This window comes from Vibrio tarriae (assembly GCF_002216685.1).
In the GTDB taxonomy this organism is placed as follows: Bacteria; Pseudomonadota; Gammaproteobacteria; order Enterobacterales; family Vibrionaceae; genus Vibrio; species Vibrio tarriae.
Map to the genome: position 1 here is coordinate 63007 of NZ_CP022352.1, position 13899 is coordinate 76905.

Consider the following 13899-nt stretch of genomic DNA (forward strand, 5'->3'; position numbering starts at 1 on the left):
TTAGGCCTTATCGCTCAATGACGCTTTCGTGGTCGAGCGAGCAAACTTGACCACATTCTCAAACGCGGCCTGAAAGTAGATCTCGTAGCTGTTTTTTTCCACATAACCCAGATGCGGCGCGCACAGCACATTGGGCAAACTCAGCAGCGGCTCATTGCTGGGTAACGCGGGCTCGTTTTCGTATACATCGACCGCAGCTTGGCGCGTTGGGTTAGCCTGCATCACTGAGTAGAGTGCGCCCGATTCCACTAACTCCGCTCGGCTGGTATTCACAAACAGCGAATCGGCTTTCATGGCAAGCAGATCTTGCTTGGTCACAATGCCACGCGTGACGTTATTCAAACGTAAGTGCAGTGAAAGTACGTCGGCTTTAGCAAAAAATTCGGCTTTATTTGCGGCGGCTTGATAACCCAACTCAAGCGCTTTTTGCCGCGAGGCTTCACTGCCCCACACCAAGATTGGCATACCAAATACGTGACCAAATTGAGCAATGCGCTGACCGATTTTGCCTAACCCCCAAATGCCCAAGGTGCGACCAGAGAGGGTTCGACCTAACCCTAATCCGCCATTTTGCTGCCAATGGCCTGCGTGTACATGCTCGATATAACTTGGCAAATGGCGCGAAGCGGCAAGGATTAAACCCCAGCACAGCTCCGCTGGGGCAACGGGAGAACCGATGCCTTCTAACACGGTCACGCCATAACGCTCACACAGAGGCACATCAATATGGTTGCTGACTTTTCCGGTCTGGCCGATGAGTTTCAAATTCGGCAGATGAGCCAAAAGATTTTCAGTGATTGGGGTGCGCTCGCGGATCAGCACCAAAGCCTCAAATGGTTTCAGACGCTCAATCAATACCGTTTCATCACTCAGGCTGTCATTGAATACGGTGACGTCATGCCCTTGTAAGCATTGAAAGGCGTTTAAGCCACGCACCACATTTTGGTAATCATCCAGAACAGCGATTTTCATTGTTTGTTCTCTTCCTTGCTGTGAATTTGTCCTGTTTTAGATCTTCAACCAACGGAATGAATGGCGCAGAAACTCTACGGCCTGTTCTTTTATCCATTCACCATGCGCTAAAACAATTTGCTTTGGTTCCCAACTCAGAATGATCGACATATGGCGACTGGCCTCAGTTTTGTTTAAATAGAAAGTGAGTCGCCAATCGAGCGGAGTTTGTCCGTTTGGAGCCATAACACCTGCCCAACGGGCAATTCGTTGTCGCCAACCCGTAATCGCCGAGGGCGAAAAGTTTTCAATCAGATCAGTCAGGATCAAGGTGTGTGACAGAGGGTGAAAGAAAACACTCTCTTGCATGACTTTTGAGCCAGTAAAGAGCAGATAAGCGATCTCATCACCCCAAGGAACTGCAAAATCCGAAGTTAACAAACCATCAAAATGAAGATCAGGCCGTTTTTTTGCCACTTCTTGTGTACCAAATGTTCGGGCTTGCGGAAACGCATCTTGCCAATCTTTGATAAACAGATGATGCAAATGATTTGGAGCGATCAGATAAGCGATGTCTCCCAAAGAATCGACTTCTGTTTTTAAGGTATCCGTCAGTCGAATCGGGCTGTGTACCCATAACCGCCCATCATTCAGCTTGATAATGGTCATTCGTGTCGTGTACGGCATATTGAAAAACGGCACGGCCTCACCATCAAAAATCCAAATTCGCTCGCCAATCAATTGCATCCTGTCTCTCCTTATTGAGTTGTGAATGCTTCGTTCATTCTTTTAAATCAATCCAGTAGCGTGTCAGTAAAGAGGGGAAATACTCTCCGGTGATCGTGCTTTCAAACACACCGCCGTTACGTTCAATCACGCGGCGTGATGCGTGAATATCGCTATCGGCAACCAGCAACACGCGTTTTAAGCCTAAGCGTTTGGCTTCTATCAATCCAAGACGCAGCATTTCGCGGCCAATGCCCTTGCGGCGTGCACTGGGTGCAACATCGTAGCCAATATGCCCCGCTTCGTTAGTAAGAAATGGCGTATCAATGTGGTGGCGCAAACGCAGCGCACCCAAAATCTTGCCTTGTTGGTCCTGATACCAAAAATAGCTGCAAGGCACGTAGCCACAAGGCAGGTTTTGGCCGTGGGCGTGGTCATCCAACAGCTGCACATAGTCGGCAAAGTTTTCATCGCCTTGGCGGTAAAAATCACAGTTGATCGGATCGTTGCGCTGAAAATCTTGGAAGAACTCGGCAAAAGCCGTTTCATCCTGCAAAGTTAATCGAGTTAACGGCATAGTCTCTCCTTGACGAATGATTGAGCGCGAATTTAAAGCGCCAGATAGCGTGGATACAGGCGTTGGAACTCTTGAATCGCGATTTTATCGGCAATGGTTTCCACCGCACTTGGCGCAATCGGCGTCCAAAAAACTTCGTCCGCTTCGTGGCAGGCAATCTCACCTTGCCATTGATCCACCACGTAATAGTGCAGCAGTTGCAGCTCAAATTCTGTCGGATGATAAAGCGAGCAGAGATAAACGCTGCGCATGGCGTCTACGCCTAACTCTTCTTGCACTTCACGCTGCAACGCTTGCGATTGGTTTTCTCCCGCTTCGATATGCCCACCGGGGATCGCGATGATATTAGGATCGCTCGCTTTGGTTGCTGAGCGACGTTCGAGCAGACAACTGCCCTCTTTGATCAGCAAAAAAGAGACACATTCGGCCACGGGCAATCTTGTTGGCGATTTCTCTACAGACACGTTTTTTTCTACAGACTCAGTTTTTTCTACAGACACAGCTTTCTCCTTAAATCCGTTTCATGATGGCGAGTGAGCTTAGGCCATGCTCGGGTGTAAACGAGTCCAACCCACCAGTAAAAGTGCAGCAAACACCAGCCAAACCAAGGTGGCACAGACCAGAGTGCCAGTAAGGCTCAGGCGGTAACTAAAGTAATACACCGCAAGAAGATACGCCGCATACGGGATAAGCGAATACAGCCCAAACAGCGCGGTAGTGCGCAAATCTTCTATGGTGCGTTCGGTGCCAACAATGTAATGGGCGATTAAAGCAAAGGTGGGAAATAGCGGCACAAGGCCGGAAATAAAAAAGCTTTTGGTTTTGGATAACAGGGCAATGATCAACACCGCAAGCGCTCCGAGCAAGCACTTGAAAAACAGAGCCGCCATGACATTTCCTTTTGTCAGAACAGGTTACAGGCAACCACTATAAATCACTCTCCCGTTAAGAAGAACTGCTCATTAACCAGTTTGTTAATTTCTCTGCAACATTTTTCCGAACCTGAGTAAAATGGCCGCCTCTGTTTTGATTCGGCAGCCGATAGCGGCGGCTTCTTTTAGTTACGGCATGTAGGTACGGCATGAAATTAGGAAAACGGCTGACTCAGTTAGTCCAACACGTAAAGCGCGACTACGACCATATTTGGGATTGCTGCTGCGACCACGGCTTACTCGGCGCAGCGTTGCTCAAACAGCACCCAAGCAGCACAGTGCATTTTGTCGATATCGTTCCGTCTTTGATTGAGAAGGTGACGATCGATTTAACCCGCTATTTTCCTGCCACGACCGATTCACCGCGCTGGCACACATACTGCCTTGATGTGCGCGATTTGCCACTCGAAGCGAACTCCGGATCGCATCTCGTCATCATCGCCGGAGTAGGCGGAGATTTGATGACGGAATTTATTGCCGAGCTTGCCAAGCGTCATCCAAGCATGACGTTTGATCTGCTGCTGTGCCCGGTTCACCACACTTACACCTTGCGCGAGCAGTTAATCGCGCTTAATGCGGAGCTGAAAAGCGAGCGTTTAGTGGAAGAGAATCAGCGCATTTATGAGCTACTGCATGTGCAGATCTCTCCCAGTTCGGGGGCTTGCTCTCACCCTCTCTCTTTGGTCGGTGAATCGCTGTGGCAAGTCAGCGGCACAGATCAATCAAAGATCGCGCAGCGTTATTTACAGCAGTTGCAGCAGCACTATCAGCGCAAAGCGCAAGGCGGTGATGCAGGTGCAGAGCAGTGTTGGCAAGCGTATCAAGCCGTGGAGATCATTCAGCACATGGATGCCTCTCTAGAACTCGCTCAATAGGCTAGAAAGATGAAAGCACTCAATGATTTGAATTTGTTTGTCGAAACGGCGCGCCAAGGCAGTTTTTCTAAAGCGGCCAACAGCCTATCACTTACAACCGCCGCCGTGAGCGCTGCGATCCGCCGCTTGGAAGAGCAAGTGCAATTTCCGCTGTTTGTGCGCTCAACGCGACATATTCGTTTAACTCATGAGGGTGAAATCTTTCTCGCGAAAACCCAAACCGCGCTGGCCACCTTGCAAGAGGGTTTGGATCAGATCGCTTGTGCGCGTGGCCAGTTGGCTGGACAACTGCACATCAGCACGCCTTCCGATTTAGGGCGTAATTTGCTGCTCGACTGGATTGATGAATTTATCGCGCTGCACCCTAATGTCACCGTGAAACTGGATCTCTCCGATCGTCTGACGGATATGTACGCCAATCCGGTCGATATCGCGATTCGTTATGGTCAGCCCGCCGATTCCAATTTAGTCGCCATGTTGCTGTGCGATTCTAACGAGCGCGTATTGTGTGCTTCGCCAGAGTATTTGGCCACTCACCCGCCCATTCTGCATCCTGACGATTTACAGCATCACAACTGTCTGTGCTTTATGTTGGCCGATACGCTACACAACAAATGGATTTTGAGTCGCAATGGTGAAACGCACAGTGTGGTGGTGCAAGGCAACCCTGCCTGTAATGATGGCGAAGTGGTACACAGATTGGCGGTAAAAGGCAAAGGGATTGCCAATAAATCGCTGATGGACATCAGTCAGGACATTATTGATGGGCGTTTAGTGCGGATTTTGCCGGAATGGGAAAGCGGCCCAGTACCCATTTATATGGTGTGTGCCGATCGCCGTTTGATCACCCCAACCATTCGCGCTTTTCAGGAGTTCATTCGTGAAAAAGGCTGCCAACAACGACGTGCGGTGCTGACAGCCATTCAAGAGCGAGAGCAAAATCCTCGTTAGCCAACAAAAGTCAGTGGGCGTAACTGGAGGTATTCCAACATCTCGCGCTCACCGATCTTTTGCTGAAAATGCTGGAAATGGTCGCTCTGTTGGTGCTTTTGCAAGCTCTCTTCCGAGCACCAAATTTCCTGCATTAAAAACAGCCCCTCAATCGAGTTGTCACGATACAGCTCATATTGGCAGCACCCCTCTTCATTACGACTAGGCTCAAGGAGCGCTTCGAGCAGAGCTTGCACTTGCTGCGCCGAATCAGGGAAGGCTTTGATTTCTGCGAGTAAATGGATCATAACTTACAGCTCGGTAAAGACCGCTTCCGCAGGCCAACGTGATTTAGGTAGTTTGGCGTTGAAGTCGTCTTCACTGTGGAATCCTAGTGGTACAATCACCACGCTGTTGAAGCCTTTTTCGGTTAAGCCAAACTCTTCGTTCAGCACTTGAGCATCAAAGCCTTCAATCGGAACCGCATCAATCCCCATCGCCGCAGCACCCAGTAGCAGTGTACCCACGTTGAGGTAAACTTGTTTTTGCATCCAGTGCTCAGCATCGTTCAGGGTCTCACGGTGTAGATTAACGAAATAGCTGCGTCCGCCATGCATGCCATTTTTTGCTTCTTCATTCGCAAAACGGCCATCTTTATCTTCGTTCTCCAGCAGTGAGAGCAGATAAGCATCATCAATGCTGGTTTTGGCACAAAACACCATCACGTGCGATGCATCTAAAATTTTGCGCTCGTTAAACGAAAAACCGCCTTGCGTTGCTTTGGCAATGCGTGCTTTGCCTTCATCACTGCCGGCCAGAATAAAATGCCAAGGTTGCGAGTTCACGCTAGAGGCACTCATGCGTACCAACTCTTTCAAATCTGCAACTTGCTGTTCAGACAGCTTGCGGCTAGCGTCAAACGCTTTAGTGGAATAGCGAGACTGCGACGCTTGTACAATATTCATGTTTCACTCCTAAGGAAATTGCCTGTGACCTGCCATTGCAAGTCGTCTGTGTAAAGATGAGGTTTAAGATGGCGCTAAGATATCTGACTGACACACAACAAGAAACCACCTGCTGCTTGAATCATTTTCAAAAATTTTTTGATAATCCAACCTTGAATAGGCCAGCTACATGTTTGGGACAGCGAATAGCACCTAAAAAAGAGGCTGACCTGTGCGATCAGCCTCTATCCATAAATTGTCTCGTCACTCTGAGTTAATGTGCCGAGAAGCGTTTACGCATCACCACGTAATAGAGCACCGGAATCACCAACAAGGTCAGTACAGTTGAGACGAAAATCCCGAAGATCAAGCTGATCGCCAGACCATTGAAGATAGGATCATCGAGGATAAATACTGCGCCAATCATGGCCGCCAAGGCGGTCAGCATGATCGGTTTGGCTCTCACTGCCGCCGACTGAATCACGGCTTCTGAGAAGGCCATGCCCTGCTCGACCTGTTGGTTAATAAAGTCCACCAACAAGATGGAGTTACGCACAATGATCCCCGCCAACGCAATCATCCCAATCATGGAGGTGGCGGTAAATTGCGCGCCCAACAACGCATGGCCGGGCATCACGCCAATGATGGTCAGTGGGATTGGAGCCATGATAATCAGCGGCACCAGATAAGATTTAAACTGCGCAACCACCAGCAGATAAATCAGCACCATACCCACTGCGTAAGCAATACCCATATCGCGGAAGGTTTCGTAAGTCACCGTCCATTCGCCATCCCATGCCACCGCAACACCGCTTAGGCCATCGGGTTGATGGATGTAGTACTGCGCCAATCCCATTTGCTCATCCAGCGCAAAACCAATCTCAAACATGCCGTACAGTGGGCTATCCAGCTCGCCTGACATATCGCCGACCACCATCACCATAGGCACCAAGTTTTTGTGCACGATGTAGTCGTCCATACGGGTTTGGCGCACCTCAACCAGATCGGAAAGCGGATAAGCGTGACCGTTTGGGCTACCGACTTTCATATTCAGCACCTGCTCTAAACGCACCTTTGCGGTTTCAATGGCTTGAATCTGGATCGGAATCGGGTACTTGCTGTGTTCACTGTGCAAGTAAGTGATGGGTTTGCCGCCCACCGCGGTCGCCAACGCATCGACAATTGAGGCATAAGGCACTTGCAGATGCGCAGCCTTGCTGCGATCAATCACCACCTGCCATTTCTCATGCCTTTCCGGCAAGTACATATCCACATCAACAATATCTTTCGTTTCACGGAAAATTTCACGCACTTGGCGTGCGGCTTCGTTACGAATTTCTTGAGTTGGGCCATACACTTCCGCCAGAATCGGCGACCAAACTGGCGGCCCTGGCGGCACTTCTACCACTTTGACTTTGCCGCCAAAACGCTGCGCAATTTCATTCAGTTGTGGGCGCAGTTGACTAGCAATGGTGTGGCTATCGCGATGGCGCTCTTTGCGCCCCAGCAAGTTGACTTGAATATCGCCTTGGTTGGCTTGGTTACGCATAAAGTAATGGCGCACTAAACCGTTGAAGTTAATTGGTGCAGCCGTGCCGGCATAAATTTGGTAATCCCGCACTTCAGGAACGTCATTCAGCGCCACCCCCATCTCAAACAGCACCCGTTGTGTTTTTTCTAGCGAACTGCCTTCGGGCATATCGAGCACAATCTGGAATTCCGATTTGTTATCAAACGGCAGCATTTTCAACACTACGGCTTGGAACACTGGTAGCATTACGGAACCGGCAATCAGAGCCAGAATGGTCAGCAGCAAAAACAGTCGGTTACGCCCCTGTTTTGGTGCAGTGACAAAAGGCGACATAATTTTGTGGAAAATGCCATTCGCCGCTTTGCCTTCTTCATGATGATGCCCCGCCTTGAGGAATTTACCCGCCAGCCAAGGAGAAAGTACAAAGGCTACCGCAAGGGAAATCAGCATCCCCATTGACGCGTTAATTGGAATTGGGCTCATGTACGGCCCCATCAAACCTGACACAAACGCCATCGGCAACAAGGCCGCAATAACAGTTAGGGTAGCAAGAATGGTTGGCCCACCGACTTCATCTACCGCAGGGGGAATGAGTTCCGACAACTTGCGTTTGCCCATCGCCATATGCCGGTGAATGTTCTCCACCACCACAATCGCATCATCGACCAAGATACCGATGGAGAAAATCAGCGCGAACAATGAGACTCGGTTGAGAGTAAAACCCCATGCCCAAGACGCAAACAGGGTAATCATCAGGGTAACGATGATGGCCATACCAACCACAATGGATTCACGCCAGCCCATGGTCAGCAGCACCAAAATCACCACTGCCGTGGTGGCGAAAGCGAGTTTACCAATCAAAGTATTGCTTTTATCGGCGGCAGTTTGTCCGTAATCACGAGTGATATCCACATCAATCCCTTGCGGGATCAGTTGGTTTTCAAGGCTGACTAGGCGAGCTTCCACCGCTTTGGCGACATCGACCGCGTTTTCTCCCCCTTTCTTAGCCACCGCAATCGTAACTGCAGGATGAATACCGTCGCGATCGCCTGTCCATACATTTTGAGTGGGCGTGTTGACGCCAAAGGAAACGGTCGCAATATCGTCCAGATAAACGGGCTTGCCGTTATGTAACCCAACCACCAGTTGTTTGACCTCTTCCACCCGAGTTAAAAACTGGCCAACTTGCACCGGGAACTCTTGGTTATCATGGGTTAAACGCAGCATCGGTGAGCTTTGATTCGCCGCCGGCAGACTTTGATTGAGTTGATCTAAGGTGATGCCAAAGCCGTTCATTTTGGCGGGATCCAGTCGAACATCGACAATGGTGTTCTGCCCGCCGATGGTATAAATATCGCGTGTACCGGGAATGCGCTTAAGCTCGGTTTCTAAACCGTGCGCCACTTGCGTCAGTTGCTGCTGATCGAAGCGATCACTCTTATCTGCCAAGGTGATGGTGACAATCGGGACATCTTCAATTCCTTTCGGTTTGATAATGGGCTCACCCACGCCAACACCTTGCGGCATCCAATCTTTATTGGAATAGAGTTTGTTGTAGATGCGCACCACCGCATCATTACGTGGCACACCCACTTTGAAAATGGCAACGATCATCGCGCCATCCGGTTGAGAGAATGAGTAGATCTTATCGATCCCTTCAATCTCTGAGATAACTTGCTCTGCTGGCGTTGTCACCAAACTTTCCACTTCACGAGGGGAAGCGCCGGGAAACGGAATATAGACATCCGCAAACGTCACATCAATCTGCGGCTCTTCTTCTTTCGGCGTCACCATAACCGCAAATAACCCCATCAGCAAACCGACTAAGGCAAGCAGTGGTGTCATGGCTGAATTTTGAAAGGCCGCAGCGATGCGACCCGAAATACCGAGTCGACTATCCATGTCATTCACCTTTTGCTGTTACTGCTCGTGTAGCAACCACATCACCTTGTTCAAGGCCAGAAAGCACTTCAACGTAGTCGCCATAATTTTGCCCCAAACGGACTGGGTTAAGTGCACGTTGGCCGTTATTCACTCGGTACACGGCACTCAATTCGGCACGGCGCAAAACGGCGCTGTTTGGAACCACTAAGACTTCTCGTTGACCATAATTGAATTCGGTTTTTACCCACATACCAGGGACAAGTGCAGCAGTTTTCTCCGGCAGCTCAAGCCGAGTTTTGAAGGTATGTGATTGCGGATCGGCATAGCTAAACAAACTAAATTCTGTTGGCTTGAGTTGCTCACCTTGCGCGGTACGCACAGTAAATTGATCGACTTGAGAAACAAAAGGTTGATAGCGCTGAGGAATTTCCGTTTCCACTCGCAGTTCATCGAGCGAAAAACCACTAAGCAGTGGCGTACCCGGTGCAACGGTTTCACCCAATTCCACCATGCGCTTGGTAACAATGCCATCATAAGGTGCGGTGATATTAGTGTAACCCAAAGACTCTTTGGCTTGCTCCACCGCAGCTTGTGCCGATTTCACTGCGGCATCCGCACTGCGCGCGCGCGCTTCGGCACTGTCCATTTGATCTTTGGAAATCGCCCCTTTGGGAAAAAGTTGGCGATAGCGGTTTAGCTGCGCTTGCGCTTCACGGTTTTGCGCATTGGCGCTCGCCAATTGAGCTTTAGCCGCATCAAGCGAAGCCGATTGTTGAACCGCACTGATTTCTAGCAGCACTTGGCCTTTCTTGACATAGTCATTGACATCGACATATAAGCTAACCACTCGTCCCGAGGTTTGCGCCGCTAAAGAACCCTGATTGACAGGTTGCACAACGCCATCTAATTCGACCACCTGCGAGATCGACTCTGTTTTCACGGTAAACAGTTCGTTACTGTCTTGATTTTGAGCATAGCCCGAACTGGCGAGCACCAGTGCGATACTCCAACTTAACGCTTTCATCCTCTTCCCTCGCAGATTCTACTTTCCCGCTTGTTGTCACACGGTATCGCGAACGCTTCAAGCGGGTCAGAGAGTGATTTCCTAGATACTGCCTAATAGACTAGTTGCATTAGGCAGTTTGTGTCTGAATTTCTTTACGATTTTTAATACAGATCAATAAATTAGTAACACCTAAGCCAAGCATCATTGCGGGAAAAAAGACCCATGCCCCTAAATTCCCTAACGCTAAGCTGGAAACAATCGGCCCCGGACAGATGCCAACCAATCCCCACCCTAAACCGAAGATCACAGATCCTGAGATCAAGCGACGATCAATCTTGGTGTTATTGGCCAAACAAAACACTTTGGCATTAACTGGCTTGGCTTTCGGTTTGATCAGCAAGAAATAAGCAGGCATGAAGACCACTAACGCGCCGCCCATCACAAACATCAAACTGGGATCCCAAGCTCCTGCCACATCCAGAAACCCGATCACTTTTGCGGGATCCGCCATGCCAGATACCACCATTCCTAAGCCAAATAACAGACCAGCGACGAGTGAAGTCACACGAAATAATACGTTATGCATACCAACCCACTTACATCAGATGAAGACGAACGAAAACCGTAATAGCAGCAACCACCATAAACACACAGGTCGCAACGATGGAACGCTTAGAGAAGCGACCAATCCCGCAGATACCGTGTCCACTGGTACAGCCATTCGCCAGTCGTGTACCCACGCCAACCAATAAACCTGCGGTCGCAAGCACAATACCACTTACACCAAAATCGGTAGGGACATGATGACCGAAGAGTCTTACGCCCATCACACCACCGGAAACCATGCCAACCACAAATAGCAGTCGCCATGCAAAATCCCGCGATTTAGGCGTCAGTAAGCCCGTCAAAATACCACTGATTCCGGCAATTTTTCCGTTCATCAGCAACATCAATGTCGCTGAAATCCCTAAAAGCATCCCTCCAATTAACGAGTCCCAAGGAATAGAAAACGTCATACTTTCCTCTACTTAATTATCGACAAAACACATTCTGTAAACTTTGAATCAACGCGGTGATTCGGCTGTCAGCTAGGCTATAGAAAACTTGTTGTGATTCTTTACGCGCCTGAATAATGCCGTGTTTACGCAGCACGGTAAGATGCTGAGAAAACGCAGACTGACTCAATGTTGAACCTTGTTGTAACTGCCCAACCCCCATCTCGCGATTGGTCAGTTGGCACAACACCATTAACCGTTCCGGATGAGCCATCACGCGCAGTAGCTCAGCAACTTCCACGGCATTACTCTTCATTTGTTCAATTTCAATGTGGTCATTGGCTTGCTTAGTCATGGCTTATCCTCTAACTAAAATTTAACGAGATCATACAAATATATTTATATTAGTCAATTCTTATTTAGCCACAATCAATTTAGATAAAATTACATTAGACATACCTAATTTAGAGGCGTATAGTTTTGAACAAACAACAACGGAGGTTACCAACATGACGATTGAAAACGGTGTAAGAGTATTAGCTGGCAGCATGATTCTGCTTTCAGTCATTCTCACTTGGTTTGTTCACCCTAATTTTCTGTGGCTAACAGTATTTGTGGGCGTAAACCTGATCCAAAGCGCATTCACAGGATTTTGTCCTGCCGTCTTCTTTCTTAAGAAACTAGGATTACGTTAACGACAGCCCAACACACTCTGCCTCATCGAGCTTGTGTGTTGGGATCTAGCAACTGATTTGGAGTAACTCATGACGAAAATAGTGATTATTGGTGGTGTTGCAGGTGGTGCATCCGCAGCGGCTCGTGCTCGTCGACTCAGCGAAGACGCTGAAATCATCATGTTTGAACGCGGCCCCTATGTCTCTTTTGCCAACTGTGGCTTGCCATATCACATTGGTGGCGACATCAAAGAACGCAGCAATTTGCTGCTGCAAACGCCAGAGAGTTTTTTAGCGCGTTTTAATGTGGATGTGCGCACCATGAATGAAGTGTTGCGCGTGAATCGTGCGGCAAAAACCATTACCGTACGTAATCTGCTCGACCAATCTGAGTATGATGAAAGCTATGATTTTCTTCTGCTTTCTCCTGGTGCTGGCCCAATCGTGCCACCTATCCCAGGGATTCAAAACCCACTGACTCATTCGCTGCGTAACATTCCAGATATGGATAAGATCATCCAAACGCTGCAAATGAATAAACCAGAACATGCCACCGTGGTTGGCGGTGGTTTTATCGGGTTGGAAATGATGGAAGCCTTTCACCAACTGGGCATCAAAACCACGCTGATTGAAATGGCCGAACAAGTGATGACACCGGTCGATCGCGAAATGGCGGGCTTTGCTCACGCTGAAATTCGCGCCAAAGGTATCGACCTGCGTTTAGGCGTGGCTTTGAAATCGGTCGAATACAGACCCGCAGCCACCTTACCGAGCACGGAATCGGGTGAATCCCTTGAGCATAAACACGTGGAAGGCGAACTGGATTTGGTGCTCAGTAATGGTGACACCCTAACTACCGACATTTTGATCATGGCGATTGGTGTACGCCCAGAAACCAAACTGGCCGCGGAAGCCGGTTTGCAGCTCGGTGAACTTGGCGGCATTTGGGTCAACGAGCAGATGCAAACCAGCGATCCGGCAATTTACGCGGTCGGTGATGCGGTTGAAGAGAAAGATTTTGTTACAGGTAAACAAACGCTGGTTCCACTGGCGGGGCCTGCTAACCGTCAAGGTCGTATGGCCGCAGATAACATGCTTGGTCGTAATGAAAGTTACCAAGGTACGCAAGGCACCGCGATTTGTAAGATCTTCGATTTAGCGGTGGCTTCGACCGGTAAAAACGAGAAACAGCTTAAACGTGAAGGCATTGCTTACGAAAAAGTGTATGTGCACACCGCAAGCCATGCGAGCTACTATCCGGGGGCGGAAGTAGTGTCGTTCAAGATGTTGTTTGATCCACAGACAGGCAAAATCTTCGGCGCACAGGCCGTGGGTAAAGATGGCATTGATAAGCGTATCGATGTGATGGCGGTTGCACAACGTGCAGGCATGACGGTTGAGCAGTTACAGCACCTTGAACTGACCTACGCTCCCCCATTTGGTAGTGCGAAAGATGTGATTAACCAAGCCGCCTTTGTCGCCACCAATCTGATGAAAGGTGATGCCAAAGCGATCCATTTTGATGAGATTGATAGCCTCACCGCAGATCAAGTGTTGCTTGATGTACGTAACCCGATGGAGCTACAAAACGTGGGTTACTTGCCCGGCGCAATCAATATCCCTGTTGACCAGTTGCGCCAGCGCATGAACGAGCTGCCGAATGACAAAGAGATTGTGATTTATTGCCAAGTAGGGTTACGCGGTAACGTAGCGTACCGTCAACTGGTCAATAACGGTTTTAAAGCACGCAACTTGATTGGTGGTTATCGTACTTATGTATATGCCCAAATGTAATTGCTATTAAGAAAATTGGTAGCCAGCAATATATTGCTGGCTATTGCGTACTTGACTGTGTCTACACACGGCCCATTGGG

General features: G+C 49.1%; 16 protein-coding genes. 4 read left to right on the forward strand and 12 right to left on the reverse strand.

Annotation, left to right across the window (positions count from 1 at the left end; all coding sequences use genetic code 11):
• The 5 genes from CEQ48_RS00315 to CEQ48_RS00335 all read right to left on the reverse strand — a co-directional run bounded on the left by CEQ48_RS00315 (position 1) and on the right by CEQ48_RS00335 (position 3144).
• The gene (locus CEQ48_RS00315; RefSeq protein WP_089069848.1) at positions 1 to 972 is read right to left on the reverse strand and encodes a D-2-hydroxyacid dehydrogenase family protein; all 972 of its coding nucleotides are present in this window, start codon (positions 970 to 972) and stop codon (positions 1 to 3) included.
• Positions 973 to 1008: 36 nt separating this feature from the next.
• Positions 1009 to 1698: a DUF4336 domain-containing protein gene (locus tag CEQ48_RS00320; protein ID WP_089069849.1), complete on the reverse strand. Its 690-nt coding sequence runs from the start codon at positions 1696 to 1698 to the stop codon at positions 1009 to 1011.
• A 34-nt stretch (positions 1699 to 1732) separates the two neighbouring features.
• Positions 1733 to 2254 (reverse strand): GNAT family N-acetyltransferase, encoded by a 522-nt coding sequence (locus CEQ48_RS00325; protein WP_089069850.1) that lies wholly within the window; start codon positions 2252 to 2254, stop codon positions 1733 to 1735.
• Positions 2255 to 2286: 32 nt separating this feature from the next.
• Positions 2287 to 2718: an NUDIX hydrolase gene (locus CEQ48_RS00330; protein ID WP_089070539.1), complete on the reverse strand. Its 432-nt coding sequence runs from the start codon at positions 2716 to 2718 to the stop codon at positions 2287 to 2289.
• A 75-nt stretch (positions 2719 to 2793) separates the two neighbouring features.
• The gene (locus tag CEQ48_RS00335) at positions 2794 to 3144 is read right to left on the reverse strand and encodes a GlpM family protein (RefSeq protein ID WP_089069851.1); all 351 of its coding nucleotides are present in this window, start codon (positions 3142 to 3144) and stop codon (positions 2794 to 2796) included.
• A 191-nt stretch (positions 3145 to 3335) separates the two neighbouring features.
• Here CEQ48_RS00335 and CEQ48_RS00340 point away from each other — a divergent pair, with 191 nt between their 5' ends.
• Together CEQ48_RS00340 and CEQ48_RS00345 are read left to right on the forward strand one after the other, a co-directional pair.
• Positions 3336 to 4061: a tRNA (adenine(22)-N(1))-methyltransferase gene (locus CEQ48_RS00340; RefSeq protein ID WP_089069852.1), complete on the forward strand. Its 726-nt coding sequence runs from the start codon at positions 3336 to 3338 to the stop codon at positions 4059 to 4061.
• A 9-nt stretch (positions 4062 to 4070) separates the two neighbouring features.
• Positions 4071 to 5012, forward strand: coding sequence for a LysR family transcriptional regulator (locus CEQ48_RS00345; RefSeq protein WP_089069853.1), 942 nt, complete (start codon positions 4071 to 4073; stop codon positions 5010 to 5012).
• Here the strand turns inward: CEQ48_RS00345 and CEQ48_RS00350 are convergent.
• The 7 genes from CEQ48_RS00350 to CEQ48_RS00385 all read right to left on the reverse strand — a co-directional run bounded on the left by CEQ48_RS00350 (position 5009) and on the right by CEQ48_RS00385 (position 11706).
• Positions 5009 to 5299, reverse strand: coding sequence for a putative quinol monooxygenase (locus CEQ48_RS00350; RefSeq protein WP_000581563.1), 291 nt, complete (start codon positions 5297 to 5299; stop codon positions 5009 to 5011). The two genes, CEQ48_RS00345 and CEQ48_RS00350, sit on opposite strands and share 4 nt — an antisense overlap.
• Positions 5300 to 5302: 3 nt before the next feature.
• Positions 5303 to 5956 (reverse strand): oxygen-insensitive NAD(P)H nitroreductase, encoded by a 654-nt coding sequence (gene nfsB / locus CEQ48_RS00355; RefSeq protein ID WP_089069854.1) that lies wholly within the window; start codon positions 5954 to 5956, stop codon positions 5303 to 5305.
• 253 nt (positions 5957 to 6209) lie between these two features.
• Positions 6210 to 9368: an efflux RND transporter permease subunit gene (locus CEQ48_RS00365; protein WP_089069856.1), complete on the reverse strand. Its 3159-nt coding sequence runs from the start codon at positions 9366 to 9368 to the stop codon at positions 6210 to 6212.
• A 1-nt stretch (position 9369) separates the two neighbouring features.
• Positions 9370 to 10374: an efflux RND transporter periplasmic adaptor subunit gene (locus CEQ48_RS00370; protein WP_089069857.1), complete on the reverse strand. Its 1005-nt coding sequence runs from the start codon at positions 10372 to 10374 to the stop codon at positions 9370 to 9372.
• A gap of 109 nt (positions 10375 to 10483) precedes the next feature.
• Positions 10484 to 10942 (reverse strand): YeeE/YedE family protein, encoded by a 459-nt coding sequence (locus CEQ48_RS00375; protein ID WP_055033627.1) that lies wholly within the window; start codon positions 10940 to 10942, stop codon positions 10484 to 10486.
• Positions 10943 to 10952: 10 nt separating this feature from the next.
• Positions 10953 to 11372 (reverse strand): YeeE/YedE family protein, encoded by a 420-nt coding sequence (locus tag CEQ48_RS00380; protein WP_000144307.1) that lies wholly within the window; start codon positions 11370 to 11372, stop codon positions 10953 to 10955.
• A 16-nt stretch (positions 11373 to 11388) separates the two neighbouring features.
• Complete coding sequence (locus CEQ48_RS00385; RefSeq protein WP_000165908.1) at positions 11389 to 11706, reverse strand: ArsR/SmtB family transcription factor; 318 nt, start codon at positions 11704 to 11706, stop codon at positions 11389 to 11391.
• 154 nt (positions 11707 to 11860) lie between these two features.
• Here CEQ48_RS00385 and CEQ48_RS00390 point away from each other — a divergent pair, with 154 nt between their 5' ends.
• Both CEQ48_RS00390 and CEQ48_RS00395 read left to right on the forward strand, forming a co-directional pair.
• Positions 11861 to 12046, forward strand: coding sequence for a YgaP family membrane protein (locus CEQ48_RS00390; protein ID WP_000151361.1), 186 nt, complete (start codon positions 11861 to 11863; stop codon positions 12044 to 12046).
• Positions 12047 to 12115: 69 nt separating this feature from the next.
• Positions 12116 to 13819, forward strand: a complete 1704-nt coding sequence (locus CEQ48_RS00395) for an FAD-dependent oxidoreductase (protein ID WP_089069858.1) — start codon at positions 12116 to 12118, stop codon at positions 13817 to 13819.
• The last annotated feature ends 80 nt before the right edge of the window (positions 13820 to 13899 follow it).

Coding starts and splice junctions, on each gene's coding strand:
- CEQ48_RS00370 (WP_089069857.1), bottom strand. CDS start 10,374: ATGAAAGCGTTAAGTTGGAGTATCGCACTGGTGCTCGCCAGTTCGGGC.
- CEQ48_RS00395 (WP_089069858.1), top strand. CDS start 12,116: ATGACGAAAATAGTGATTATTGGTGGTGTTGCAGGTGGTGCATCCGCA.
- CEQ48_RS00325 (WP_089069850.1), bottom strand. CDS start 2,254: ATGCCGTTAACTCGATTAACTTTGCAGGATGAAACGGCTTTTGCCGAG.
- nfsB (WP_089069854.1), bottom strand. CDS start 5,956: ATGAATATTGTACAAGCGTCGCAGTCTCGCTATTCCACTAAAGCGTTT.
- CEQ48_RS00320 (WP_089069849.1), bottom strand. CDS start 1,698: ATGCAATTGATTGGCGAGCGAATTTGGATTTTTGATGGTGAGGCCGTG.
- CEQ48_RS00390 (WP_000151361.1), top strand. CDS start 11,861: ATGACGATTGAAAACGGTGTAAGAGTATTAGCTGGCAGCATGATTCTG.
- CEQ48_RS00350 (WP_000581563.1), bottom strand. CDS start 5,299: ATGATCCATTTACTCGCAGAAATCAAAGCCTTCCCTGATTCGGCGCAG.
- CEQ48_RS00345 (WP_089069853.1), top strand. CDS start 4,071: ATGAAAGCACTCAATGATTTGAATTTGTTTGTCGAAACGGCGCGCCAA.
- CEQ48_RS00335 (WP_089069851.1), bottom strand. CDS start 3,144: ATGGCGGCTCTGTTTTTCAAGTGCTTGCTCGGAGCGCTTGCGGTGTTG.
- CEQ48_RS00365 (WP_089069856.1), bottom strand. CDS start 9,368: ATGGATAGTCGACTCGGTATTTCGGGTCGCATCGCTGCGGCCTTTCAA.
- CEQ48_RS00375 (WP_055033627.1), bottom strand. CDS start 10,942: ATGCATAACGTATTATTTCGTGTGACTTCACTCGTCGCTGGTCTGTTA.
- CEQ48_RS00385 (WP_000165908.1), bottom strand. CDS start 11,706: ATGACTAAGCAAGCCAATGACCACATTGAAATTGAACAAATGAAGAGT.
- CEQ48_RS00380 (WP_000144307.1), bottom strand. CDS start 11,372: ATGACGTTTTCTATTCCTTGGGACTCGTTAATTGGAGGGATGCTTTTA.
- CEQ48_RS00340 (WP_089069852.1), top strand. CDS start 3,336: ATGAAATTAGGAAAACGGCTGACTCAGTTAGTCCAACACGTAAAGCGC.
- CEQ48_RS00315 (WP_089069848.1), bottom strand. CDS start 972: ATGAAAATCGCTGTTCTGGATGATTACCAAAATGTGGTGCGTGGCTTA.